Here is a 25,992-nt window from a genome sequence, read left to right on the forward strand (position 1 = left end):
CTAAACGCATAATTCTTGTAAAATCAGGCGTTTTAGTTGTACAGAATGCGATTAAACCTGCCGCTGCCTTTGTCCTTTCCTCCTCTTCCTCGCCCGCATCCTCCTCCGTGCACACGCACACGCGCACCCCAAGCACTGCGCGCAACTCCTCACCTTGCGATCTGCACAATCGCCCCATCAATACCCTACAGTAAACCTGGCTCTGCTGAAATTCCCTTCCTCCAGCTCATCGATGACCGCCACGGCGAAATCCTGGATGCTGATGCTGCTCCGGCCGTCTTCATCTACAATCAGCCGGTCGAGGCCGATACGGAACTGGCCGGTGCGGCGCCCGTCTACCAGAGCGGCAGGCGGACTAAGATACGTATAGTCCAGCTCCGACCCTCTATAGATCTCATAGGCATTGGCATGAGCCGAAGCCAGCGCTCGGTAGTCCTCCGGGAATCCGGCGGTGTCCATCAGCCATTCTCCCGATTCCGTCTTCAGGCTTCCCGCTCCGCCGACAATGATCAGACGCTCAAGTCCGGCCGCCCGCATCCCTTCCAGCAATGAATCCGCTACCCGCAGCAGATCATTCTCATGCCCCGCCGCCGGACCGAACGCACTGATTACCTCTTCATGCCCGCGTACCGCTGCCGTTACCGAGGCCGGGTCCAGCAGATCAGCAGCCACTACCTGCAGCCGCTCATGCTGAAGGCCGAAGGCTTCCGGTCTGCGTACCGCAGCCGTGACCTCGTGTTTTCTTTTTAACGCTTCCTGAACGATGGCACTTCCAACTCTGCCCGATGCTCCAAATACTACAATATCCATTCTCCCGCTGCCTCACTTTCCTAATCTGCTTTCCTTTATCATTACACGAATTTACTCTATTTATCGCCGCAGGAACATTCCCTGTGAAGCAGGCATTACCGGCGCGAACCCGTACTTGGCATACAGCTTGGCCGCTTCCCCGTCAGCAATGAGACTGATATACGCCTTCTCCGGGACACTGTCCAGGAATGCGCGGATTTCCCGCATGATGCTTTTTCCAAGACCCTGTCCCTGGAAGGAAGGCTTCACAGCAATATCTGTGACCTGAAAAAAACATCCCCCGTCCCCAATAACCCTGCCCATGCCCACCAGTTGCTCCCCCGCATACACCGTCACGGCAAAAGCGGAGTTAGGCAGTCCGGCGGACGCCCCCTCTATGCTCATCGGACTAAGCCCGGCTTCCAGCCGCAGCGCCAGATAATCCTCAACTGAGGGCAGCTCCTGCCGGATCTCCGGCTGTACTGAATTGGTCATAATTCTCCTCCTGTCATGCAATCTACACGCAGCCCCGCTGCCATACTGATACCAATATATATGTATTTGTTCAAAATTGAAACGCCCCGCCTCCTCCGGCGTACAATAACTCAAAGCACAGCACTTGCTCTCTAGCGGGTGGCAGGTTATTCTTACCCCGTGTCCTTGGGTAAACTGTGGATAGACAAGCAACACTATTATTGTGGAAGGTTGGTGAAGTAATTATGTCTCCTACAGGGAAACTGTTTAAATGGGGAACTTTCGCTTATGAGGCTTTTCTGGCGCTGCCGATTATCGGGGGAAGCTTTGTTGTCGCAAATGCCTGGGCGCCGCTCGGGATCGCTTTTCTGCTGCATGCCGTAGCCATAATCATTCTGCTGAGAGAGCGCGGTCCGATTATCGGGAATGCCGTGGGCGTGGTCACCTCGGTGGTTGCCTTGATTCCTTTTGTCGGCTGGGTGATGCATGCCATTACCGCTATCATTCTGCTTGTAGAAGGGCTGAGCGGATCACGGCGCAATCCGCGTTACTGACAGTCAAACCTAAAAGACCTTCGATTGGTTCCCCAATGGAAGGTCTTTCTGCATTATCCCCGTCCTCCAGTACGGGTATCGGTCCGCCGGCTTCCGGTCTCTCCACTACCGCGTGAATTTGCTGTGCTGTTCTCGAAACGTTTGCGCTCCGTGCGCTCCATCTGTACGATTTGGCCTTCATGCACTACGATGTGCAAGGAGCCGAATTCCATATCGTCGAGCAGTTCCGTTATCCGCGCAAGCCATACCTCATCCACCTTCAGTGGTTTAGCCATTCGCAAGCCTCCCTTTCCCGGTTAGGGAAGTAACTTCACCCAAATTCCGTTATTACCACCTTGTATACTATGAATTAACTTAGCACGGCTCCCAATAGCTGTCAATGAGCATTTTTGCGTACAAGTACGCTTTTTACAATCATCGTCACCAGTGCCAGCAGGAGCAGCAGAGAAGCCACCGCGAAGGATGCCGAAAACTGATATTCGTTGTACAAAATTTCGACATGCAGCGGCAGCGTATTCGTCTCCCCGCGGATATGCCCGGACACCACCGAGACGGCCCCGAACTCGCCCATGGCCCGTGCATTACAGAGAATAATGCCGTAGAGCAGGCCCCACTTAATATTCGGCAGCGTTACGCGCCAGAAGATCTGCCACCCGTGCGCACCGAGCGTAATCGCAGCCTCCTCCTCCTGTGTGCCCTGCTCCTCCATCAGCGGAATCAGCTCGCGGGCTACGAACGGGAACGTGATAAACAGCGTAGCCAGCACGATGCCCGGCAGGGCGAAGACGATTTTAATATCATGGTCGCTTAACCAGGGGCCGAACCAGCCGTGCGAGCCGAAGACCAGAATGAAGATCAGCCCGCCAATCACCGGTGATACCGCAAAGGGCAGATCGATGAGCGTAATCAGAAAGCCCTTGCCGCGAAAACGGAACTTGGTCACCGCCCACGCCGCCGTTACCCCAAAGATCGTATTCAGCGGAACCGTAATCGCGGCCACCAGCAGCGTCAGCTTCAGCGCCGAGGCGGCGTCCGGGTCGGTCAATGCTGCCCAGTAGACATCCAGCCCCCGCTTCAGCGACTCCACCAGCACAATGATCAGCGGCAGCGCAATCAGCCAGAGCAGGACCAGCCCGGCCAGGGAGATGAGCACCCATTTCACCGCCTGTGACTCCGTCGTAGAAGGCGATGACGCGCCTGTACGCGGCCCGGGGACATGCAGGGGAACCGTACCGGCCATATTTATTCCTCCTAAAGTTTTGTTAGTATATGCATCATGAATCCGCTCCGGACAAAACTCGCCGCCTTTAACGCGAGCTCCTCCGCGCCCAGTGCTGAAGGCTGTTGATGACCAGCAGCATCAGGAAGGAGAGCAGCAGCAGAATCAACGCCACGGCAGTGGCTCCGGCGTAATCGAACTGCTCCAGCTTGGACATGATCAGCAGCGGGGCGATCTCTGTGCGCATCGGCATATTGCCGGAGATGAACACGACAGAGCCGTACTCGCCGATGCCCCGGGCGAACGCCAGGGCGAAGCCCGTAAGCAGCGGAGGGAGCAGCTCCGGCAGGACAATCCGCAGGAAGGTGCGCCCCCGGCCTGCCCCCAGCGTAGCGGCGGCTTCCTCCATGTCCCGCTCCAGATCCTCCAGCACCGGCTGCACCGTGCGGACGACAAAGGGAATGCCGATGAACATCAGCGCCAGCGTAATGCCCAGCGGAGTGAAGGCTACCTTGAAGCCCAGCGGCATCAGCAGGGAGCCGATCCAGCCGTTCTGGGAATAGAGGGCGGTCAGCGATACGCCTGCCACGGCTGTCGGGAGCGCGAACGGCAGGTCGATCAGGGCGTCGAAGATTCTTTTACCGGGGAATTCATACCGCACCAGCACCCAGGCCAACAGCAGTCCCAGAAAAACATTGATCAGGGCCGCAGCACCCGCCGTACTTAGACTGACACGGTAGGAGGCCAGGACGCGGGCATCCGTAGCCACATCCCAGAACTTCGTCCAGCTCAGCCCCGTTGAATTGAAGAGCAGCGCGGACAGCGGCAGCAGGACCACAAGGCTCAGATAGAGTACGCTGAACCCCATCGTAATCCCGAACCCAGGCAGCAGCCTGCGCCTTACCGTCCTTGCAGCAGCTTTGGTCATGACACTCATCTGCCCATTCATCCTTTCCTGCCTTCGGCATATGGCCGATCAGCCTCTGGCGGAATCCCGCCTGTCAGTATGTTCTTGCCGCTTCTGCAGCAACGTTCACGAACTCTGTTGTCAGCTGCCCGGTACGTAAATTTTATCGAAAATCCCGCCGTCATTGAAGTGCTTCGCCTGGGTCTCCTTCCAGGTTCCGAATTTCTCCGCCAGGGTAAACAGCTTGATCTCCGGGAATTGATCCTTGAACTCAGCCTTCACGCTATCCAGCGTCGGACGGTAATAGTTCTCGGCAGCAATCTTCTGGCCTTCCTCGGTGTAGAGATATTTCAAATAGGCGTCTGCTGCCTCGCGGGTTCCTCTTTTATCGACTACTTTATCTACCACAGCAACCGGCGGCTCTGCCAAAATACTCTCTGAAGGGTTCACAATCTCGAATTTGTCCGGACCCAGCTCCTTGATGGATAGATAGGCCTCATTCTCCCAGGCGATCAGCACATCCCCGATGCCGCGTTCCACGAAGGTAGTGGTCGAGCCGCGGGCGCCCGTGTCCAGGACCGGTACATTCTTGAACAGCTTTTGCACGAATTCCTGGGCCTTAGCTTCATCATTATTATTGTGGTCCAGCGCATAGCCCCAGGCAGCCAGGTAGTTCCAGCGTGCACCGCCTGAGGTCTTGGGATTAGGGGTGATGACCTCTACGCCCTCTTTCAGCAGATCGGGCCAGTCCTTGATGCCTTTCGGGTTGCCTTTGCGGACCAGGAAGACGATGGTGGAGGTATACGGGGAGCTGTTATGCTCATATTTACTCTGCCAGTCCGCACCGATCAGCCCGGCTTCCTGAAGGGCATCAATGTCATATCCAAGTGCAAGCGTAACGACATCTGCCTCCAGGCCATCCAGCACAGCCCGGCTCTGCTTGCCCGATCCGCCATGCGATTGCTTGACTGTTACCTTCTGGCCGGTCTCCTGCTCCCAATAGGCGGCGAAGGCCTTGTTGTAGTTCTCATATAACTCACGCGTTGGATCGTAGGATACATTCAGCAGCTCGATGGGCTCTTTAGCCTGTGTCTGGGTGGCTTCCGGTGCTGAAGACGCATTCGCCGCCGCTTCTGTCACGGCCGGGGCTGCTGTTCCTGCACCCGCACTGTTTCCTGTGTTACTGTTCCCGCAAGCTGTAAGCCCTGCCGTCAATATCAATGCAAACCCGGCGAGAAGCCCCTTCTTGATCCCTTGTGTCATCCTTAGTCCACTCCCCCATAATAGTCTTGTAACAAGCAATAGACGCAGGAAAGCCCGCTTGCGGCAAGTCAAACCGGTCTTATAGACACGTATCTGCGAGCCTGAAGCAGGCGTTCCTCCGTCTGTACGGTAAGAACTTATTTGATTATTCCTACCCATTTAGTAGGTTATACAGATATAATACTGAACGCTTCCCGCGCTGTCAAACCTTTTTTTCAATTTGAATGAAAGACTACGATCGACGGGAGGCGGGCAGGAAGTGGCGTCCGTTCCTGTAAGCTCCACTTGTTATTGCTGCCCCAAAGTAATATCATTGCTTACATCTAATAGAGTGAAATAGAGTGAAAAAAGCACCGGGGGAAATAATCATGGGAATGGATTTGGAGTATGGCCCCGCGCCGCAAGGACCGCGGCTGCACAGGCGCGTACTCAAAGAACTGGGCAGACGCATTCTGGAAACGTACAGGTATGATACTACTATATGGAGGACTGCGCTCAGCGGCCCTTGGACACTATGTATTCTTGCTTTTTCTATAGTTATTATGGGTATTCCTACCGGACTCGGAAGCGCAGCGGATATTATGCTGGCAGTTGGTGCCGGAACGCTTGTTATGGCACTGGCCAGCAATCTGCTGGCTGTGCTGCTCTCCCTTACCGGACTCCGCTGTCCGCATCTGTTCGCGGGCTCTTTGCTCAGCACCTATGGGACTGTATTGCTAATCTTGTATTTTTCCGATTTGGAGCTTGAAGCAGCAGCCGTAATTGCCTGTATCGCAACCTTAGCCTGCGGCATAGGGGGACTTGCGGCCGGCCTGCTGCGGACCCGGAGAATGCTCAGCGGCAGTCTGCTGGCTGCGGCGCTCCTCCTCTCCCCGTTCGCACTGGCCTATGGCACTGGATCGGGAAGCAGCCCGGTACCTGTACCCCCGCTTCAGAGTCTGGCGGCGAACGGACAGGTGCTTCCCTTACTTGCAGACGATCCCGCCCAGCCGGGCAGCTATACATTCCACAGCTTCACCTATGGCAGCGGCAAGGATCTGCAGCGCAAGGCGTATGGCAAGGATGTCCTGCTAACCTCTGCTTCCGTGGATGCTACCGGGTATATCTCTTCCTGGCCCGCGCTGCGGACCCTGTTCTGGGGCTTCGATCCCGCTTCTCTCCCGCTGAACGCCAGAGTATGGATGCCGGACGGGGACGGGCCGTATCCGCTGGTGCTCATGGTGCATGGCAACCATATGATGGAGGACTTCTCCGAGGGCGGCTACGCCTATCTGGGTGAATTACTGGCCAGCCGGGGCTTCATCGCGGTCACCCTGGATGAGAATTTCCTGAATTATTCGGCCTGGTCGGGTATTCCGGACAACGATTTCAAGGCGCGGACCTGGATGATTCTGAAGCATCTGCAGCAGATCGGCAGCTTCGCGGAGCAGCCTGGCAACCCCTTTTACCAGAAGGTTGATTACGATTCTGTTGCGCTGCTCGGCCACAGCCGCGGCGGCCAGGCAGTAGCCATGGCTGCGGATGCATCGCTCTGGTTCAGCAGTGATCCGGCTCTGAACGCTATTCAGCAGTTTCATATTACTTCAGTCATTGCTCTAGCCCCTACGGATAAAATGATCGACAGCAAGCAGGCCCGCCTAACGGATGTGAGCTATCTGACGCTGCAGGGCGCCCGTGACGGCGATGTGCATGATTTCTACGGGGACCGGCAATATATGCGTTCTTCCTACACCGGCAATACCCCCGGCTTCAAAAGCTCGCTCTACATTGCCGACGCCAACCACAGCCAGTTCAATACAGACTGGGGGCTGTATGACCAGACGCTGCCGACCGGTCTGTTCCTGAAGCGTTCCCGGATCATGGACGGGGAGGAGCAGCGGAGAATTGCCAAGGTCTATGTGTCCGCCTTCCTGGAGACCACGCTGCACGGGAGGAGCGAGTACCGGCAATTGTTCCGCGATTACCGCAGCGGTGCCAGCTGGCTGCCGGATACCGCCTACTATAACCGCTTCCAGAGCGGGAGCTATATTACGGTGGCGGACTATGATGAAGACCGCAACAGAGGCATCGTTCAAGGCGGGACCGTCTCAACTACCGGGCTTCAATGGAGCGAAGAGGCCGCGAAGGACCGCGAGCGGAACAGTAAGCCCTCTTACGGTATTCTGCTGGAGCGCAGCGCAAGCCCGGATCAGGAGCCTGCGGCCGCCGAGGCCGCTTACAGCATTAGGCTCAGTGACACGCTGACTCAGACGCTTGCGGAATCTCCTGCCGTAGAGGGACTGACCTTCTCCCTGGCGAACCATAATTCCGATCCTAACGAGGACGGCGATTCCGGGCCGTTGCCGGAAGCTGAGCTCTCCCCCGATGTGGAGGTGGAGCTGACGGACAGCAACGACACCGCCGCAAGAATCCCACTGGACGAGGTGATGGATATTCTGCCCCTGCCGCAGACGGAATTCACGCTTAGCCCATGGCTGGAGGAGCGGATCAGTGACGGCAAATTCAGCAACCTCTCGGAGGCCGTCTACCAGACGTACAAGCTGCCCTTCGAGCTGTTCCTTGAGGAAGAGCCGGAGCTTGATCCGGACAGTCTGAAGGGTATCACCTTTTATCTACAAGGCTCAGAAGACAAGATTATGCTGGACGACATTGGCTTCTATGAGCGGGAGGAGCCGCTGACAGGCGTGTATTAACCGGACATCATTCTATCTATAAAAAGCCCAAATAGCCCCCTGCCCGCCATACTCCGGCGTTCAGGGGGCTTTGCTGTTCCTGCACAAAGATACTTGTCCAGGTTAATCCAGGGCTACAAGGCAGACAGGGGCCGTCACTTCCAGCTCATTGCCGGTAGGAATCAGCCGCCCGGTCTCAGCGTCTATGCGGAAGGAGGCAATATTGCCGCTGTTCTGGTTAGCGGCGAGCAGCATGCCGCCGATCAGAGCGAAATTGCGCGGTGTCCGGCCGCCGGAGATCACCCAGTCCTCCGCTTCCAGCAGACCTGTAGCATTATCGATGTGGAATAGTGCAATGCTGTCATGTCCACGGTTGGATACGTAGAGGTAGCGCCCGCATGGCGATACATGAATATCAGCAGCCGTATCATCACTTCCCGCCGTATAATGCTCCGGAAGGCAACTGATACTCTGCAGGAGCTTCAGATTACCCTGAGGCTCATCATTAGCGAACACGGTTACGGTATTATTCAGTTCATTGACCAGATAGATCCATTGCCGTGAAGGATGCACTGCCAGATGGCGCGGTCCTGAGCCTGGAGGAAGATTCACCTCCCGGTGAGTGACCAGCTTCCCTTCCTCCACCCGGTAGAACACGATCTGGTCAAGACCAAGATCACAGACCAGCACATGCTCACCTGTCTTGTCCGGAATCACCGAATGGGGATGGGGCGCCTCTTGACGGTCACTGCGGATTCCCGAGCCTTCATGCTTCACCTGGGAAGACATCTCCTGCAAGGACCCGTCCGGGTTCAGCGGGAACACATTGACGTTGCCCCCCGTATAGTTTGACACGGCTATGTAATCTCCCTGCGGAGCCACCGAGACATAACAAGGTGCGCCGCCTCCGGTCGCTCTGCTGCCCAGCGGATGCAGGGCTTTGCTGCCGGGTTCAATCGCATAGGCATGAATCTCACCCTCATCCTGCTCGCTCACGGCATATAATGCAGTCTGCGCCGCATTGACCGCCAGATAGGAGGGATTATGGGTCCCCCGGGTACCGCCCATAAGCCTCATTTCTCCGGTCTCCTTATCCAGCGCACCGAGCAGGATGGCCTCTTTCTCCTTACTGTTGTAGGTTCCAATATAGAATAATACTTCATTAGGCTGGTGCATGGCTGCGGCTCCTTTTTGTTCTAAAGTATATAATCTTATATAACCTGTACAGCCCTATTCTTACTCAGCAGGTCCTCCATTTAATTCACTATAACATCTTTATGTACCCACCTCATTATTAGGGTTAAACAGTATAAATTTGGACAGACTGGAATACTAAATAAATGTGTGCCGGCAAAATTTAACACTGGTTTAAACGCTGAGCATGAGGTTAATAGTAACCATCGAAGACAACAAACACAAAAGGAGCTGAAAGTAAATGAGTTTACTATGGATGTTGATTGTTGGTGGCGTAATAGGTTGGCTGGCCGGGTTGATTATGGGCCGGGACATTCCGGGCGGAGTTATTGGCAATATTATCGCTGGTATTCTCGGTTCATGGCTGGGCGGCATGCTGCTGGGAAGCTGGGGACCTAAGGTCAGCGACTTCTATGTCTTCCCATCACTGATCGGTGCTGTAATTCTGATCTTTATCGTTAGCCTGATTCTGCGTTCGGTTGGCGGACGTAGCCGTTCTTAAGCTCTATGGCAGCATTCTTACCTGAAGCTGCTGAACTATACTTCGCAAGCAGACCCGCCGGGGGTTAGACCCCAGGCGGGTTTGCTGTGTTTGCTCATTCTGAAATCCGTTCATTATCTGCTATAATGAAGACAATAGTGACCGAAATCACAGAGAGGACAGTGAATTATGGGTAACATCAACCCCTCGCTTCTGCATGTGGGCTCCACGCTGGGGGCCGTATTCATGGCGCTGATGGTGATTTTTATCCGCATGAAGGCCAGTGCCCGCCCGGTAACCATCCGCAAAATATGGATTCCGCCGCTAGGCATGTCCACCGGCTTCGCCATGTTCGTAGTACCGGAAGTGCGCTTCCCCTGGTGGTGGGCGGCCCTTGCTTTCCTGGTCGGCTGGTTTATTTTTGCCTATCCGCTAATCCGCAGTACACGGTTCGAAGAACGTGAAGGGCTGATCTATGCCCAGCGCTCCAAGAGCTTCGCGTTCATTCTGCTTGGACTGCTGCTGGTCCGCACCCTGCTCCATGAGTTCATCAACCGGTATGTATCCGTTCCGCAGTCCGGCGGATTATTCTTCATTCTGGCCTTTGGCATGATCCTCCACTGGAGACTGTTCATGTATAAGCACTATACCGGAATGTTGCCTGCCGAGCCGCAGATTCCGCAGCCCCGGGTCTAGGGAGAAGCGGGTTAAGACATTCATTTCATCAAGTGGAAACGGCTTTGCCGTCCTTTTAAAGGACGGTACCGTTTCAGCGAGAAATAGAAGGATAATTTAACGTGTGAAACATATACATTCTTATATTTGTACAAGGGGGGGTGTCCCCGGCAGCCTTAGCGATGACTGCCGGAGGCACCCTTTCCTTCTGCCTTCCCAAACGCCCATCAGCTGCATATTATAGTTCATAAGAACCCATAAGAACCCTGATACTCTTACCTTCCATGTAAATTGTGGCTAAATAACGGACGGGGACAGCGGATATTTTCGGTGCTATGTCAGGTAACTTGCGATGAGATCAGTTAGAATAGTACCATACTTGTAGAGAGTGGGGACGGGGCAATTGAAAAGTAAATCGAGAAAAGTAGCAATCGTCGGCTCCGGCATGGTTGGCTCAAGTGTTGCCTATTCCATGGTGAATCAGGCCGTATGCGATGAGATCATGATGATCGACCGCACCTACGACCGCGCCATGGCACAAGCACTGGATCTCTCGCACTGCATGGACTTCACCGGAACACGCACCAAGGTCTATGCCGGCACCGCCAGCGACTGTGCGGGGATGGATGTCGTCATTCTGACGGCAGGCGCCAATCCCAAGCCGGGGCAGACCCGGCTGGATGTACTGGATGCCGCTGCTGTAATTACCCGGGAGATCATCACCGAGATTATGGCGGGCGGCTTCGATGGGATCTTCGTCGTCGCGGCGAACCCTGTAGATATTGTGACTTATATGGTCTGGCAGATCTCCGGCCTGCCGCGGCACCGGGTGATCGGCACAGGCACCTCCATCGACTCCTCCCGGCTAAAAACCCTGCTGTCAGAGGTGTTCACGATTGATCCGCGCAGCGTCAACGGCTACGCCCTTGGCGAGCACGGAGAGTCGCAGTTCGTGGCCTGGTCCCATGTAACCATCGGCGGCAAGCCGATTCTGCAGATTATGGAGCAGCACCGCGAGCGCTTCAGCAGCCTGGACCTGGAGGATATTGCCCGCAAGACGAAGGATGCCGGCTGGGAGATTTTTACGCGCAAAGGCTCAACCCACTTCGGAATCGGCAGTGCACTCGCCTATATCACCCGCTCCATTCTGAATGACGAGCACAAAATCATCGCCGTCTCCGCCATCCTGGACGGAGAATACGGACAAAGCGGCGTATGTGCCGGAGTTCCTGCCATTATCAGCAGCAGCGGCATTCAGGAATTGCTGGAGCTGAATCTCAGCGATACGGAGATGGCCAAATTCACCGCCTCCTGCAGCATTATCCGTGCGGGAATTGATAGCCTCACACTGGAGGAGCATCACTAAGCTTAACCGCACAGCCTATACCGCAAACACCCCTCTGCTTCACACAGTAACCTGTGTGACAGAGGGGTGTTTGCGGTAATTTTACCTGATACTATTGAAACTTCTCAATCTCGCTGCGCAATTCGCCCATTAACTGGTTGAGGGATTCGGCTGAGGTGACGACCTGGCCCATCAGATTCCGCTGCTCGGTGGAAGCCTCCGCCACCATCTCGGCGCTCTCGGCAGAATCTCTGGCAATAATCAGCATATCGGAGATAGAGGCTGTAATCTCCTCCGTCCCGGCGGACATCTGCTCATTGACGGCAGAGACATCCTGAATTTGAACCGATACCTCACGGATGGACGAGCGGATATGGTCGAAGGAGGTGCCTACGTTCTGCATTTTACCCATCCCGTCTCCGATCTCTGCAATGCTCTTCTCCATAGAGACCTCGGCTGCTCTGGTGGATTCCTGAATTTGACGGATCAGCTCCACAATGTTCACAATGGCACTGTTCGTGCGTTCTGCCAGCTTCTTCACTTCATTCGCCACCACGCCGAACCCGCGCCCGTGCTCGCCTGCTCTGGCCGCTTCAATCGATGCATTGAGGGATAACAGCCCCGTCTGATTGGAGATTTCCGAGATTACGTCAACAATTTGGCCAATCTGCTCAGATTGCCCGCTCAGATTCCTGATCAGAGCCGAGGTCTCCTCCGCAGCGCCGCTGATGACAGTCATCTGCTTAAGTGTGGATTGAATCTCCACATACCCGTTCTCGACCTCGGTGCTGACCGTCTCTGCCTGGTCGGACACATTGACGGAGGATTCCGCAATCCGCTGCAGCCCGATCGCCATCTCTTCCGTAGCTCTGGCAGCTTGTTCCGAGCCCTTGAACTGCTCGCCCATTCCCTGGGCGACTTCCTGAACGACCGTCTCAATCTCTGCCGACGTATTTGAGGTCTGGCTGGCGTAATTCAGCACACTTTCTGCCGAGACAGCCACCTGCGCCACTGTAGCATCGATTTTGCCGACAATGCCGGACAATGATCCGATCATATCATTAATGCTCTGGCTCATCTGGCCAATCTCATCACCCGAGCGTACGGTTACCCGTTCGCTGAGATGGCCGTCTGCCACTTTCTTCATCACTCCAGAGATCGCCACAATCGGCTTCACAATCAGCCGGGTCAGAGATAAGGCCAAGGCAATGACCGCCAGAATGATGATTCCAATGAATAAGGTGGATATCCGCTGGGCTGAGGTGACTTTGGCGGTAATCTCGCTTTTGGGAACCGTAATCAGCAGCTTCCAGTCTGTGCCCGGGACGGTACGGAAATAGGTAATCACCTGCTTGCCGTCCTCTCCCTTATAAACTTCCGAGCCTGCTTCCTTGCCGAGAATATGCTCTACTGCCTGCTTCATCTCTGTGGTCTTGGCGTAATCCGCGATATTCTTGCCGATCCGCTCCGTCTCGGAGTAGGCGTAATAATCACCCTTGCCCGAGATCACGTATCCGTAGCCGGTATCGCCCACGTGGATGTTTTTGCCCATCTCCATCAGAATGTCCGGTGTCACCGAGAAGGCGATGCCGCCGCCAAACTGCTTGTCCTTGTCCACGACCGGAACGAATACCGGGATAATATATTTGCTGAGCTGTTCCAGATAAGACATCTCCGCTACCGCCGGAGCAAGACTCTCCTTCGCCTGCAGGAAATATGCCGATTGCCCTACATCCGCCGTAAGCTTAAGGGAATTGGCCAGAATGCCTTGCTTGTTAATGACGCTGTAGCCTTCGGACTGAGTATCGCTCTCCTCCAGTACCTTGACCACGGGAAAAATAGTATCCGGTCTTGCGGTATCGAATTCCGGATGCTGCGCAATCAGCTCCTGGACCGCAGATGTCCGCGTATTCAGCCACTCTGCAATCCGTGTGGTGTTCATCTCCAGAATATTCTGGGCGAGCTCCTCACTGTCGTCTCTGGTTACACCCCCGAAGTACTGCATGAAAAAGATCGTGACGCCAAGCAGAGGTACAATAGCAATTGCCAAAATAACAAGCGAATACTTGCTTTGCAGCGATAATGATTTTCCGTTCTTTGCTTTCATTTTCAATTTTGACCGTACACTTGCCTCATTCACCGCAAAATCCCCCTAGAAACCCATTGTGGTCTTCCATATGCTGTAAATATATATTGATATATCGGCATAAATAGACAAAAAGCATAATACATGCAATAAAAATAAGCCTCAAGACCCAAAAATTAGGATCATTAAGGCTTATACTTTTCATAATTATTTCATTATTGATTCATCTTACACGATTATACCGATTTCGGCGGCTGTAAGGCGCGCATGCTATTCAGTACAGCGAGTACAGTGACTCCGACATCTGAGAATACGGCCTCCCACATGGTGGCAATCCCGAATGCTCCCAGCAGCAGGAAGACCGCTTTGACTCCCAGCGCAAAAGCAATGTTCTGCCAGACAATGGTCCGCGTCCGCTTGGCGATGCCGATGGCGGAAGCGATTTTGGAAGGCTCATCCGTCATAATTACAATATCCGCCGCCTCGATGGCCGCATCCGAGCCAAGTCCGCCCATGGCGATCCCGACATCCGCTCTGGCCAGCACCGGAGTATCATTGATCCCGTCCCCGACAAAAATGATCTTCTCCTTCGGCCCCTTTTCCCGCTCCAGCTGTTCAATCGCCGCAACCTTATCTCCCGGCAGCAGCTCTGCATGGATCTCCTGAATGCCCAGCTGTCTACCGACAGACTCGGCTACCGGAGCGGCGTCACCAGTCAGCATAACCGTCTTGTGGATTCCCAGTGCATTCAGAGCCTGAATTGCCTTAAGGGAATCGTCCTTCACTTCATCTGCAATGACGAGATAGCCTGCGTAGCGCTTATCTACAGCAATATGCACGATCGTCCCGTACTCCTGCGGGGTTACACTGGCAATCCCTTCACGCTCCATCAGCCGCGCATTCCCGGCCAGCACTGCCTTCCCCTCCACGGTAACTGCGATGCCGTGGCCGGAGATTTCGTTATAGTCGCTAATGGCTTCACCAGGAATAGCTTCACCATAGGCTGCACGGATGGATTCTGCAATCGGATGGCTGGAATGACTCTCCGCATAAGCCGCTACCCGCAGCAGCTCCTGCCTTGTGAAGCCTTCCGCCGGAACATTGCCGGTTACCGTGAACTGGCCCTTGGTCAAGGTTCCGGTCTTATCGAACACGACGACCTTCACATCGTTCAAGGCTTCCAGATAGTTGCTGCCCTTCACCAGAATCCCGTTCTTCGACGCGGCACCAATCCCGCCGAAGAACCCGAGAGGGATCGACACGACCAGCGCACAAGGGCAAGAGATAACAAGGAAGACCAGTGCACGGTAGATCCAGTCCGAGAAGGTGGCTCCGCTCAGCACCAGCGGCGGAACCACTGCCAGCAGCAGCGCTGTTATCACTACAACCGGCGTATAGGCACGGGCGAATTTGGTGATGAAATTCTCTGTCTTCGCTTTGTTATTCGTAGCATTCTGCACCAGCTCCAGAATCTGCGAGACTGCGGATTCTCCGAAGTCCTTGGTCACTTCAATGGTAATCACGCCATTGCGGTTAATGAATCCGCTCAGCACCTGGCTTCCCGGCTGTGTCGAGCGGGGAACCGATTCTCCGGTCAGCGCCGAGGTATCCATCATCGCGCTGCCCTCAAGAATAATCCCGTCCAGCGGCACCTTCTCGCCGGGCTTAACCACGATGCTGTCCCCTACTCTAACCTCTTCCGGGGACACCTTGCGCAGATTATTGCCTTCCTTCAGATAAGCGAACTCCGGCCGGATATCCATCAGCGCTGTAATCGAACGGCGCGAACGGTTCACAGCCATTCCCTGGAACAGCTCACCCACCTGATAGAAGAGCATAACCGCGACGCCTTCAGGATATTCGCCGATAGCGAAGGCACCGATGGTAGCCAGGGCCATCAGGAAGTTCTCATCGAACACCTGGCCTCTTACAATATTCCGGGCAGCGGAGAAAACAACCTCCCCCCCGACAATCAGATAGGCTGCCAGGAAGATCAGCAGCTCGGTGATCCCGCTGACCGGCAGGAACATCCCGGCAGCAGCCAGAATGGCACCGCCGCCCAGCCGCATCAGGATGCGGCGCGTATCGCCCTCCCCATGCTCGTGGCTGTGTCCGTGGCCATGGGAATCCTCATGACTGTGGCTGTGCTCAGCAGCATGTGAATGCTGGTGCCCGTGTTCATGGGAATGCCCTTCTCCGCGGGCATGCTCATGACCGTGCGGTTCAGGATGGTTATGAACATGCCCCTGTCCTTGAACCGCTGTGCTGCGCACCTGAGCTGCTCCCTCCGCAGACAAGGACTTCTTAACAGCCCGCGAAGCTTGAACCGCGCGCGGCTTCACATGCGGCTCCAGCTTGGTTACCGTCTGCTCAGCCTGCTGGGCGATCTCATCCGCAGCAGCAGCGGTTGTCTCCAATGTCATGGTCTTGGTGGCGAAGTTGACGGAGCAGGAGGACACACCTTCAATCTTCTTGACCTTATTCTCGATCTTCATTGCGCAATTCGCGCAGTCCAGCCCATCCAGTACCCATTTCCGCTTCACATTGTCTTCTACCGTACTCAAATGACTCATCTCCCTTGATTGTTCCTATATATGAGTATTTGTTCATATGTTAACTTACACCTATTATATTCCCCTGAATCATACAGTGTCAATGCATTCAGCCCACAGATTACGGCTAATTATGTACTGTGAAGAATATGATGCCGATGGAGTTATTTTGGGCAAACTGTTCGTATCTTACTTATAAAATGAGCTTAAAAATGAGAAAAAGAAAAGCTTGTAATTCGTTTGCGGCAGTTATAATATTAACATATGAGCAATCATTCATATGTTAACTGAAGCGAGGTCCTATCTAATGAACAATTCTAATATCAATTCACACACTCACTCACACACTGGAACACATGCCCACTCGCACTCTGACGGGCATTCGCACTCCCATTCACATTCCCACGCACCTGATAATAAAAAGGGCCTGCTGATCGCCTTAATTATCACCGGCGGCATTATGTTCCTTGAGTTCTTCGGCGGCCTGTTTACGGGAAGTCTGGCTCTTTTGTCCGACTCCGGCCATATGCTCAGCGACACCGCCTCCCTTGCCCTTAGCCTTGTGGCAATGATTATCGCAGTGAAGCCGGCATCCTCCAAGAACTCCTACGGCTTCCACCGGTTCGAGATCATGGCAGCCTTGTTCAACGGGGTGACCCTGTTCGTCATTGCCGGATTCATTATGTATGAAGCTTTCCAGCGCTTCTCCGCCCCTCCGGCGGTAGCCAGCGGAACGATGATGTTAATTGCCAGTGTCGGATTGCTGGCCAATCTCGTCAGCGCCTGGTCGCTGATGCGCAAAAGCGGGGCTAAAGACAACATCAATATCCGCAGCGCTTACCTGCATGTCATCAGCGATGCTCTCGGCTCCGTCGGTGCGCTGGCGGCCGGTCTGATCATGAACCTGTTCTCCTGGTATGTTGCAGACCCTATCATCAGTGTACTGGTTGCCCTGCTGATCCTGCGCAGCGCCTGGGGTGTCATCAAGCAGGCCTTCCATATTCTTATGGAAGGAGCTCCGCTTAGCGTGAATGCCGAAGATGTCGAGAAGGCGCTACTGGGCATTGAAGGGGTTCAGGATGTACATGATCTGCATATCTGGACCATCACCTCCGGCATGGATGCCCTCAGTGGTCATCTGCTGATTAGAGACGGAGTGAATACGGAGCAGGTGCTGCAGCAGGCACTTCAATTAGTGGAAGAGCATTTCGGCATCCGGCACACCACATTGCAGCTTGAGAATTCCGTTGTGAAGCACGGTCAGCTTCCGGTCTGAGGAAGAGGAGGTAAGCGGGTAAGGGTAAGGGAGTCTGTGCGTCGGAGGGAGTCCGGGAGAGTTCGAGGAATTTTGAGGGAATCCGAGAAAAACCTAACGATTCTGTAGGCCTGCCGAATGTATGCTGTTTTTCGCATACATTCGAACCACTTGGATGGCGTAAAGTAAGTTGTGTACCAAGATTTGGAGTCTAGTCAGACACCAAAAAAGTAGGGTATCCTCGGGATTGCGAAACCACCAAGGAGGAACCCTACCAATGAGTATTTTACCCGAAAGTTCTCTGAATAATCTATTTGAAAAACTTGTTAAAGATTTTGTGAAAGACAACATGGAACGCCTGTTGCGCGCCGAAATCCAGGGGTTTATGGACAGTGAAGAAGCCGGTGCCAGCAATAGTCGCAATGGCTACTATACGCGAGACTTACACACGAAATACGGCCATATCGAGGATCTTCAGGTGCCCCGGGACCGCCAAAGCCTTTTCCAGACGCAGATGTTTGAGCCGTACCAGCGGCGGGACGGATGGTTAGAAGAGGCCGTCATCCAAATGTACAAATCGGGCATGGGTACGCGGGATGTGGCCCGGTTCATTGAAAGTATGTTTGGCAGCCACTACTCCCCCACCACGGTCAGCAATATTACGGCTACGGTGCTGGACGATATCCACCAGTGGCAGAAACGGCCCCTGAGCAAACGGTACTCCGTGATCTACTTGGATGGGCTGTACGTGAAGCTGAAACGGGGCACGGTCCGTGGCGAAGTGGTCTACTTTGCGATGGGGATTGACGAGGAGGGACAGCGTCAAATTCTCGGGTTTTACGTGGGCGGCCAAGAGAGTTCGAATGGCTGGCGGGAGGTACTCAAAGACCTGTACGACCGCGGAGCGCAGGAAGTCCTGCTGGGTGTGTTTGACGGACTACCGGGGCTGGATGCGGCGTTTAAAGAGACCTATCCTCAGGCAGATGTACAGCATTGCGTAGTGCACAAAGTGCGGGCCACGTTCCCTAAAATCCGGATGGAGCACAAAACTGATGTCCTTGAAGCGTTGAAAACCGTATATACCGCACCGGATGAAGTGGTAGCCCGGGCTAACTTTGATACGGTCAAAGCGAAGTGGAACAAGCTATATCCGAAGGAAATGAGGTCCTGGGAGGAACAGTTATCCACACTCCTGACGTTCTACAAGTATCCGGAATCGATCCGTAAAGCGATCTACACGTCGAACCCCATCGAACGGATGAACAAGGAAATCCGCAAGCGTCTGAAACCGATGAACAGTCTGACGAACATGGATGCGGCAGAGAAAATCGTGTACCTGGAGATGCTGGAATACAATGAACGTCATGCAGGGCGGGTCGCCCAAGGCTTTGGCATGGATGCCGTTAAAAAGAAGCTAAAAGAGCTATTCGAAACACGCTATCCCTCTTTGCCCACACCGGAAGAGACATAGCAGAGAAATCCAGTTTCTGGGGGTCGGGGTTCCCCCTCCCCCCAGAAACACTACACCCCAACCCGTAACCCCGGGGAGGTACTTCTACTCTCTTACACAAACTTCTTGACGCTACCACCACTTGCCCTCACGACCACCGATTGTATGCTGTTTTCCACATATATTCGGCCACTTGCCCTCACGACCACCGATTGTATGCTGTTTTCCACATATATTTTGAACACATGCCCTCGCACTGGCACATGTATGCGGATTATCGTACATCATAACTTATAAAAGGGCTGCCCCATGCCATTACCTGGCTTGGGGACAGCCCTTTTTCCTGACCTAACGATCTATTCATGCCGGATATGCTCATGGGTCTGCAGGAAGATCTGCTCCACATGTGCATCATTCAGCGAATAATATACGGTCTTGCCTTCCTTGCGGCGCTTCACAATCCGCAGATTGCGCAGATAGCGGAGCTGATGGGAGACTGCCGACTGTCCCATATCCAGTATGGAGGACAAATCATGCACACATAGCTCCTGCTGGGATAAAGCGTAGATCAGCCGAACTCTTGTCGGATCACCCAGTGCCTTGAACATTTCTGCCATCTTATCTGTAGTCTCACGGTCCGGCAGAATCAAGGCCATAGATTCCGGTTCCAGTTCGGAACCATTACAGGTGTTGTCGCATTCTTCGAGTGCCGCTGGTTCCATGCTCCCGCCCTCCTCCATATGCTCATCCGGCATCACCGGCGCTTAATAGTATCTTCTACGATTAATTATAGAAAAAATAGCGTCCAATGTCCATGGAGAAGGGAATCTTATACCGCCTTACGCCAAAAAGCGATCAGGCCAGCACCCAGGAACAGAAGCAGGCTGCCCGACACGACAATCATCAGGCTCTCCAGCGGCAGGTTGAAGGCGCCGAACCGTTCTTCGCCGAAGGGGGACATGGCCAGCATCGGTTGTACCCATGGGTAATAAGGGCCGTAGGTGGCGGAATTGGCAATCAGTATATTGGGAATGGTGAAGCAGACATTCAGCGCCAGCGGAGCGCCGAAGCTGCTCCAGCCCTGGGATACCGCCAGTTGCAGGGCGGCCAGCGGCAGGCAGGCGAACCAGCCTCCGAACAGACTGCTCAGCAGCAGCCCCCAGGGAACTCCCCCTTCTGCGCCCCGATACCATCCGATTCCCAGAACCCCTCCAACAAACAGCAGTTGTACCGCACCCAATAGCCCTATTATCAGTACATATTTGGCAAAGTATACTGAAGTCCGCGTCACCGGGAGCGCCAGAAGCTGCTTCCAGCCGCCGTCACTATGCTCATTGCGGCAGATTAAGGCCGCGAAGAGTCCTGAGAGCACCGGAAGAAACAGCAGCGCATGCAGCGTTGACATCGTGCTTAGCAGAACCTGCCAGGTGATTGTCTGATTTCCCGGCATGTCCGAAAGTTCACCAATCGGCAGGGAGACCAGCGGACTGAGCAGAATCAACAGCCAGGTGCGGAATCCGGCTATCTTCAGACACTCCGCAGAGATCATTCGCAGAAACGTCCGCATGTTCAGTCCACATCCTTTCGCGCGAAATGTACGGCTCCAGGCAGGATTACCAGGAATCCAAGCAACAGGCCGGCTCCGCTGAACAGCCATGGACGCGGATCACTCCAAGCAAATTCCGGCCAGGAGAGCGGGAACCACTGCGTGAAGTATGAGCCGAACGGGCTGACCAGCGACAAGGTCAATCCCACCGATACCGGAAGGGTCTGGTTCCGGCTGGTTAGAGACAGCCACAACTGGAGTGCAATGATCGGCATGGCCGCAGCATAAGCGGCGAAGCCCATCCGCAGGACATCCGCAAGCGGTATCTGCTGAGTGCCGAATCCTAGCAGCAGCCCGAGAATGACAGTCCCCGCCGACAGCAGCAGGCAGGACACGATAAGCAGCAGCAGGCAGAGCAGCAGCTTCGCTATGAACACAGCCGTACGGGAGACAGGCAGCGCCAGCAGCTGCTTCCAGGCGCTGGTCTGATGCTCGACATTCGCAATCAGTGAGCAGATCAGTGTGCCTCCAAGATAGAGGGCAATCGGTACGAAGGGTATGACCTCACTGAGCAGGCCACCCCACAGGTCTTCCCGGTACTGCCCGCGAAGATAGTCATAGCGGAGGCCGAAATTCAGCCCCTGCATGGCGATAAGACCCAGCGGGCCGAGGAAGGCGAGGAACCATATGCCTTTGCCACGGATCTTAAGCCAGTCCGCTGACAGCGCACGCCACATCATAGCTCCCCTCCCCCGACCACCTGCAGGAAGAATTCCTCCAGAGATTGCCTGTGCTCCTCTACCCTGTAGATCGCGTGTCCCTCCTCGACCAGCTCTTTGACCAGCAGCGATACTCGCGCATCACTCATCCGGGGCAGGACCAGCCGGCCCTCCTGCAGCTCGCCGCCGCAGCCGCGCCGCACCGCTGTCATCAGCGCAGTCTCCGGCTCGGATAACGCCAGGCGGAGATGGCCCGCCGCCTGCTGCTGGAGATGGGCAATGGTATCCTGATAGACCATCTGTCCCTCGCGGATAATGCCGACCGTACCGGCCATCTGCTCAATCTCGCTCAGCAGATGGCTGGATACCAGCACCGTAATCCCCTGCTCTTCAGGCAGCCGCTTAATCAGGGAGCGGATCTCCTGTATGCCTGACGGGTCCAGCCCGTTGGTCGGCTCATCGAGAATAAGCAGCTCCGGGCTGCCCAGCAGGGCTGCCGCAATCCCCAGCCGCTGCTTCATGCCCAGCGAGAAGCCCTTGACCGGCCGCGTCTCCTCCCCGGTAAGCGAGACGATCTCCAGCACCTCGGCAATGCGCACCTTCGGCACAGCCAGAATGCGGCGGATCGCTTCCAGGTTGTCCCATGCACTCAGATGTCCGTAGTAGGACGGCGATTCCACCAGCGAGCCTACCTTGCGCAGAATCTGCATCCGGTTCGCACGCAGCTCCTTGCCGAAGATTTCAATGCTGCCGGAGGTCGGCTTGATCAGACCGAGCAGCATGCGGATGGTTGTTGTTTTGCCGGCACCGTTCGGTCCGAGGAAACCGTAGATTTCCCCTTTGGTGATATTGAGATTCAGGTTCTTCACAGCCGCACGGCCGCGGTATTCCTTAAGCAGATTTCTTGTCTCTATCACTGTATCTTTCATATTCTCTTCACCTCGGTAACAGCATAACGCCCCAAGGTTAAAAGCACGGAGGCAGCAAGTTTAAATTTCGTTTAAATTGTTCAGGCGTTCCGCTTCCAGATTACAACCTCGGTCCCCTTCGCTATGCTCTCCATGCTCCATTCCAGGTCCATCCGCTTCAGCAGCAGATCGACAATCGACAGGCCCAGGCCTGCTCCTGCGGAGTCAGTGCTCTGCGCAAGACCACCGCCGTGATCCGAGATAATAATCACCCGGTTGCCATCACGGATCTCCGTAAGTATTCCTACATATAACCCGCTGCGTGCATGACGCAGAATATTCTGGAACAGATTGTCCAGCACTCTGCGGAACCAGCTGTCATCGATTTCCCAGTACAGCGGCGCTCCTTCGAGATCAATATCGATCCGATACCCCTCCCTCTCCCACACCGGATACCAGGCGGCAGCGCTCTCCCGCACCAGTCTCAGCACATCCCGGCGCTCCAGATGCAGCGTAATGCGTCCGCTGTTCAGCAGATTGTAGGACAGCAGATTCTCAATCAGGATGCCAAGGCTCTCAATCCGCTGATCCATCAGCTTAAGGGAGGACTGACCGTGCGGAGACAACGGCTCCTTGCCCAGTACATGGAGGTGGCTGCGAATAACGGTAAGCGGAGTCCGCAGATCATGCGACAGATCGGCCACCAGCCGTTTGCGCAGCGCCTCTTCTTCCGCCTCCCGGGCACGGCCTGCCTTAAGCTCCGTCACCATGGTATTGAAGGCTTCCTCCAGATGCCCGATCTCATCCGGCTTCCCCGGCGGAACAATCTGCGGCAAGCCCTCCTGACCGGTGAACACCATAGCGGTCTGCAGCCGCAGCAGCCTTCTGCGGATCATGATGAAGAAGAACCAGGAGCTGGTAATGAACAGCAGGAAGAACACCAGCATGGCAATCGTATACCATTTATCCAGCCCTGCGGTATATTTGCTCTTCGTAATATCCTCAGGCAGCTGCATCACCATGAAGCCCTCTGCGGCCTCTGCCCGGTCTCCAATAAAAGCGACAATAGCCAGCGGCTTCAGCGCCGCACTGTCCTTCATGAAGGCTACCGCTTCAGCGGCGCTCCACTGGGCGGGAATAGCCGGAGCCTCTCCCGTCAAGAGCAGCGGCGGTCCTGAAGGCTCGGTCACCAGCTGTGTTTCCCCCGCAGGATCGACCCAGAATATTCTCGACAGCGGATAGGCTTCACTTAAGGCCAACAGCCGGCGGTTGATATCCTCAGGAGGCTGGTCAAGGAGCTTGCGGGCTTCCTCATGCCACATCCTCTCCAGCTTATCTATCCTGGAATACTGCTCATACGCCTTGGGTGGACTTGTATGAGTAATCCCCCCAAAGATGCTGTACACGGCAATCGTCAGCGGAATAACAACGGGCACGAACAGCAGTGCAGCTACGATAATGAGCAGATAACGAAAAAGCAGCGAGCGGTGCAGCAGTTGGAAGCGCCCCGCCCCTTTCACCCTCTCACCCGGTAGCCGATCCCCCGGACCGTCTCAATAATCTCCGGCGCGGCCGGATCAAGCTCCAGCTTCTCGCGCAGATAACGGATATGTACCATCAGCGTCTTGTCGCCTTCAATGTAGCTCTCCCCCCAGACCGCCTCATAGATCTGCTCCTTAGTCAGAATCTGGCCCAGATGCCGCAGCAGATAAGAGAAGATCTGAAACTGCTTGCCGGTAAGCATAATCTCCCGTCCGGTTGCAGCTTCCGTAACTACACTGCTTCCCGGCCGGACGACCAGATGCTTGAGCGTCAGTTGAGCGGGCGCGGCTGCGCCGCTTCTTCTCAGCAGAACCTCGATTCTCGCCGCCAGCTCATCGGGATGAAACGGCTTGGTCAGATAATCATCGGCGAAGTCCAGCCCCTGAAGCTTATCGTCAATGGAAGTGCGGGCCGAGAGCATCAGAACCGGCAGCTCCGGATAGGCCCGCTTCAGCCGCCGACCGACGGTGAAGCCGTCCAGACCCGGCAGCATCACATCCAGAATCGCAAGCTGGCAGCCCTCTGCGGCTTCAAGCGCCCCGTCTCCGCTCTCCAGCCAGCGCACAGCATATTCCCGTTCCCGCAGATCAGCCGCCAAGGCACTGCCGATCTCCCGGTCATCTTCTACGTACAATAGGGTTACACTCACGTTGTTCTCCATCCTTTCTTCCTTCCAAATGGAATCACAAATCCCCGGATACCAGCAGTCTTGAGGTCTGCCGGTATCCGGGGAGAATGATCCTTGCTGTTCAGGCCGTAATTCCGAACCGTCCCGGCGGCTTATCCTCCGGCAGCCCGAATAGATAGCCTTGTCCCAGATCCATGCCTAGATCACGGCAGACCAGGAATTCCTCACGGCGTTCTATGCCTTCGGCCAGCAGGCTTGCACCGAATTCTCCAGCCCTGGAGATAATCTCCCTAAGAATCCGCTGCTTCCCTTCATCCCGGTCACAGAAGCTGATTAGACTGCGGTCAACCTTGACATAATCGGGCTGGAGGCTGGACATTAGTTCAACGGTGGAATAGCCAGCGCCCACATCATCCAGCGCAACCCGCATCCCCTGCTGGCGGTATTCGGCGAAGATGGCGCGCAGATGCGGAATATCGCTGATCTGCTCCGTCTCCACAACCTCAAATACATAATCCTCCGGATTCTGGTCTAGCCTCCGTATCGCCTCAAAAGTATGCGTAAGACAATACTTGGGATTATAAATAGAAGAGGGCAGGAAGTTAATGAACCGCTTGATGCCTTTGGGCAACAGCTTACTGCCGGTCTCTATCGCCGAGATCCGGGCGGCCCGGTCAAGGAAGGAGTGAAACCCTGTCCGCCGGGCAATCTCAAACAGCTCATAGGGCTGAAAATAACTGCCCTGGGGCAGCGGGCGCAGCAGGAATTCAAAGCCGACAATCTCCTCGCTGAAATTCACAATCGGCTGCATATGGCTGCAAAAATCATGGCTCATAATGATGGACACCAGATTCTCATTGGCGAAGCGGACCTTCAGCTGCTCAAAGGTCAGCCACCGGTCTGGGGCCGCAGAGGCACCTTTACTCTTAACGCATACGGTTAAGGAATCCGCTACGTCCTTAGCCGCCACCAGCATTTCTATAAGCTTCAACAGCTCTTCTTTACAATGATATGGAATGATACAAGTCTTGCTTGTCTGATAACCTTCATAACCGGCATTTCGGATGGTCGCAGCCAGCGGAGCTGAGCAGGGGCGGAGCTTCAGCTCCCCTTGATCCTCAATCGGGTCAATGTCAGCACAATCAACACAGTTCATGGCAATCCCTCCGCCTCATGATGTCGATAACCTGAGGTCATTATAGCATGATTCCTCCGGCACAAGGCACAATGCGGAAAGCCGCAGCAGAAAGAGCCCCTTATGAACCTTGAAGGTTCCTAAGAGGCCCGGATTGCCGGACTATATACTTAAGACTGCCATACCCCATGCCCGCCGTTCTTGCCCATATATTCAATCCGTGAAGGTGACAGCTCAAGAATGACATAATCGGGATCATCCGGCCCCTTGAACCATTTCTCCAGGGACTCATTCCATACCTTAGAGCGCAAGCTGTCGTCCTTCGTTACAGCAACCGTTGCTTCGATCTCCAGTACATCCTTGCCGCCGCCCTGTTCATAGCCGAGCAAGAGACAAGCATTCGGATTATCCTGAAGCTCTTCTACCTTATGAGTCTTGCGGTTAGTTGCCAGATAGATGGACAGCCCGTCATGAAATACTGCCATATAACGCACTTTAGGCTTGTTACCGGCCTCAATCGTGCCGAAGGAACCGAACCTGTTGTCGTCCAGCACCTGTATGATTGTTTTCTCCAGCTCTTTGTTGTCCATTGACGTCA

At 54.8% G+C, this 25,992-nt stretch carries 24 protein-coding genes; 7 read left to right on the top strand and 17 right to left on the bottom strand.

All coding sequences use genetic code 11. The annotated features are described in order from the left end of the window. Positions 1 to 177: 177 nt before the first annotated feature. Together NSU18_RS17335 and NSU18_RS17340 are read right to left on the bottom strand one after the other, a co-directional pair. Positions 178 to 810, bottom strand: coding sequence for an NAD(P)-dependent oxidoreductase (locus tag NSU18_RS17335; RefSeq protein WP_341014951.1), 633 nt, complete (start codon positions 808 to 810; stop codon positions 178 to 180). Positions 811 to 870: 60 nt separating this feature from the next. Then, a complete protein-coding gene (locus tag NSU18_RS17340) occupies positions 871 to 1,284 on the bottom strand; it encodes a GNAT family N-acetyltransferase (protein ID WP_341014953.1) in 414 nt (137 codons plus the stop codon). Between the two features lie 224 nt (positions 1,285 to 1,508). On the opposite strand from NSU18_RS17340, the gene NSU18_RS17345 reads away from it, so the two are divergent. Next, the gene (locus tag NSU18_RS17345) at positions 1,509 to 1,817 is read left to right on the top strand and encodes a hypothetical protein (RefSeq protein WP_036732747.1); all 309 of its coding nucleotides are present in this window, start codon (positions 1,509 to 1,511) and stop codon (positions 1,815 to 1,817) included. Positions 1,818 to 1,870: 53 nt separating this feature from the next. Here the strand turns inward: NSU18_RS17345 and NSU18_RS17350 are convergent, their stop codons facing one another. The 4 genes from NSU18_RS17350 to NSU18_RS17365 form a co-directional block, all read right to left on the bottom strand. Continuing rightward, positions 1,871 to 2,092 carry a YezD family protein gene (locus tag NSU18_RS17350; protein ID WP_036702087.1) on the bottom strand — a complete coding sequence of 74 codons (222 nt, stop codon included), beginning with the start codon at positions 2,090 to 2,092 and terminating at the stop codon, positions 1,871 to 1,873. Positions 2,093 to 2,193: 101 nt separating this feature from the next. Continuing rightward, a complete protein-coding gene (cysW, locus tag NSU18_RS17355) occupies positions 2,194 to 3,057 on the bottom strand; it encodes a sulfate ABC transporter permease subunit CysW (protein ID WP_341014955.1) in 864 nt (287 codons plus the stop codon). Positions 3,058 to 3,124: 67 nt separating this feature from the next. Continuing rightward, positions 3,125 to 3,973, bottom strand: a complete 849-nt coding sequence (cysT, locus tag NSU18_RS17360) for a sulfate ABC transporter permease subunit CysT (protein WP_341014957.1) — start codon at positions 3,971 to 3,973, stop codon at positions 3,125 to 3,127. A gap of 111 nt (positions 3,974 to 4,084) precedes the next feature. Continuing rightward, a complete protein-coding gene (locus NSU18_RS17365) occupies positions 4,085 to 5,206 on the bottom strand; it encodes a sulfate ABC transporter substrate-binding protein (protein WP_341014958.1) in 1,122 nt (373 codons plus the stop codon). 368 nt (positions 5,207 to 5,574) lie between these two features. On the opposite strand from NSU18_RS17365, the gene NSU18_RS17370 reads away from it, so the two are divergent. Continuing rightward, the gene (locus tag NSU18_RS17370) at positions 5,575 to 7,899 is read left to right on the top strand and encodes an alpha/beta hydrolase family protein (RefSeq protein WP_341149636.1); all 2,325 of its coding nucleotides are present in this window, start codon (positions 5,575 to 5,577) and stop codon (positions 7,897 to 7,899) included. 102 nt (positions 7,900 to 8,001) lie between these two features. On the opposite strand, the gene NSU18_RS17375 is transcribed toward NSU18_RS17370, so the two are convergent. Next, positions 8,002 to 9,054 carry a lactonase family protein gene (locus NSU18_RS17375; protein ID WP_341014960.1) on the bottom strand — a complete coding sequence of 351 codons (1,053 nt, stop codon included), beginning with the start codon at positions 9,052 to 9,054 and terminating at the stop codon, positions 8,002 to 8,004. Between the two features lie 259 nt (positions 9,055 to 9,313). Between NSU18_RS17375 and NSU18_RS17380 the strand changes: the two genes are divergently transcribed. The 3 genes from NSU18_RS17380 to NSU18_RS17390 all read left to right on the top strand — a co-directional run bounded on the left by NSU18_RS17380 (position 9,314) and on the right by NSU18_RS17390 (position 11,594). After that, positions 9,314 to 9,574, top strand: a complete 261-nt coding sequence (locus NSU18_RS17380; RefSeq protein ID WP_036702079.1) for a GlsB/YeaQ/YmgE family stress response membrane protein — start codon at positions 9,314 to 9,316, stop codon at positions 9,572 to 9,574. A gap of 168 nt (positions 9,575 to 9,742) precedes the next feature. Beyond that, positions 9,743 to 10,249: a CcdC family protein gene (locus NSU18_RS17385; protein WP_209994407.1), complete on the top strand. Its 507-nt coding sequence runs from the start codon at positions 9,743 to 9,745 to the stop codon at positions 10,247 to 10,249. Between the two features lie 382 nt (positions 10,250 to 10,631). Then, positions 10,632 to 11,594, top strand: coding sequence for an L-lactate dehydrogenase (locus tag NSU18_RS17390; protein WP_341014964.1), 963 nt, complete (start codon positions 10,632 to 10,634; stop codon positions 11,592 to 11,594). A 91-nt stretch (positions 11,595 to 11,685) separates the two neighbouring features. Here NSU18_RS17390 and NSU18_RS17395 read toward each other — a convergent pair whose 3' ends face one another. Together NSU18_RS17395 and NSU18_RS17400 are read right to left on the bottom strand one after the other, a co-directional pair. Continuing rightward, positions 11,686 to 13,680 (bottom strand): methyl-accepting chemotaxis protein, encoded by a 1,995-nt coding sequence (locus tag NSU18_RS17395; RefSeq protein ID WP_341149637.1) that lies wholly within the window; start codon positions 13,678 to 13,680, stop codon positions 11,686 to 11,688. A 215-nt stretch (positions 13,681 to 13,895) separates the two neighbouring features. Beyond that, positions 13,896 to 16,223, bottom strand: coding sequence for a heavy metal translocating P-type ATPase (locus NSU18_RS17400; RefSeq protein ID WP_341149638.1), 2,328 nt, complete (start codon positions 16,221 to 16,223; stop codon positions 13,896 to 13,898). Positions 16,224 to 16,518: 295 nt separating this feature from the next. Here NSU18_RS17400 and NSU18_RS17405 point away from each other — a divergent pair, with 295 nt between their 5' ends. Further along, the gene (locus tag NSU18_RS17405) at positions 16,519 to 17,487 is read left to right on the top strand and encodes a cation diffusion facilitator family transporter (protein WP_341014969.1); all 969 of its coding nucleotides are present in this window, start codon (positions 16,519 to 16,521) and stop codon (positions 17,485 to 17,487) included. A gap of 256 nt (positions 17,488 to 17,743) precedes the next feature. Then, positions 17,744 to 18,937: an IS256 family transposase gene (locus NSU18_RS17410; protein ID WP_341149639.1), complete on the top strand. Its 1,194-nt coding sequence runs from the start codon at positions 17,744 to 17,746 to the stop codon at positions 18,935 to 18,937. A gap of 335 nt (positions 18,938 to 19,272) precedes the next feature. On the opposite strand, the gene NSU18_RS17415 is transcribed toward NSU18_RS17410, so the two are convergent. The 8 genes from NSU18_RS17415 to NSU18_RS17450 form a co-directional block, all read right to left on the bottom strand. Further along, on the bottom strand, positions 19,273 to 19,638 hold the full coding sequence (locus tag NSU18_RS17415) for an ArsR/SmtB family transcription factor (protein ID WP_036702072.1): 366 nt from the start codon (positions 19,636 to 19,638) through the stop codon (positions 19,273 to 19,275). 107 nt (positions 19,639 to 19,745) lie between these two features. Beyond that, a complete protein-coding gene (locus NSU18_RS17420; RefSeq protein ID WP_341149640.1) occupies positions 19,746 to 20,483 on the bottom strand; it encodes an ABC transporter permease in 738 nt (245 codons plus the stop codon). Positions 20,484 to 20,485: 2 nt separating this feature from the next. Next, positions 20,486 to 21,202 (bottom strand): ABC transporter permease, encoded by a 717-nt coding sequence (locus tag NSU18_RS17425; protein WP_341149641.1) that lies wholly within the window; start codon positions 21,200 to 21,202, stop codon positions 20,486 to 20,488. After that, positions 21,199 to 22,110, bottom strand: coding sequence for an ABC transporter ATP-binding protein (locus NSU18_RS17430; RefSeq protein WP_341014972.1), 912 nt, complete (start codon positions 22,108 to 22,110; stop codon positions 21,199 to 21,201). Before NSU18_RS17430 ends, NSU18_RS17425 begins: the two co-directional genes overlap by 4 nt. A gap of 80 nt (positions 22,111 to 22,190) precedes the next feature. Further along, complete coding sequence (locus tag NSU18_RS17435) at positions 22,191 to 23,609, bottom strand: sensor histidine kinase (protein WP_341149642.1); 1,419 nt, start codon at positions 23,607 to 23,609, stop codon at positions 22,191 to 22,193. Continuing rightward, positions 23,606 to 24,292 (bottom strand): response regulator transcription factor, encoded by a 687-nt coding sequence (locus tag NSU18_RS17440; RefSeq protein ID WP_445321808.1) that lies wholly within the window; start codon positions 24,290 to 24,292, stop codon positions 23,606 to 23,608. The genes NSU18_RS17435 and NSU18_RS17440 overlap by 4 nt, the downstream gene beginning before the upstream one ends. A gap of 88 nt (positions 24,293 to 24,380) precedes the next feature. Further along, positions 24,381 to 25,415 carry an EAL domain-containing protein gene (locus tag NSU18_RS17445; RefSeq protein WP_341149643.1) on the bottom strand — a complete coding sequence of 345 codons (1,035 nt, stop codon included), beginning with the start codon at positions 25,413 to 25,415 and terminating at the stop codon, positions 24,381 to 24,383. Between the two features lie 149 nt (positions 25,416 to 25,564). Further along, positions 25,565 to 25,984, bottom strand: a complete 420-nt coding sequence (locus NSU18_RS17450) for a pyridoxamine 5'-phosphate oxidase family protein (protein ID WP_341014975.1) — start codon at positions 25,982 to 25,984, stop codon at positions 25,565 to 25,567. Positions 25,985 to 25,992: the final 8 nt, after the last annotated feature.

The organism is Paenibacillus sp. FSL H8-0048, assembly GCF_038002825.1.
Taxonomy (GTDB): domain Bacteria; phylum Bacillota; class Bacilli; order Paenibacillales; family Paenibacillaceae; genus Paenibacillus_AQ.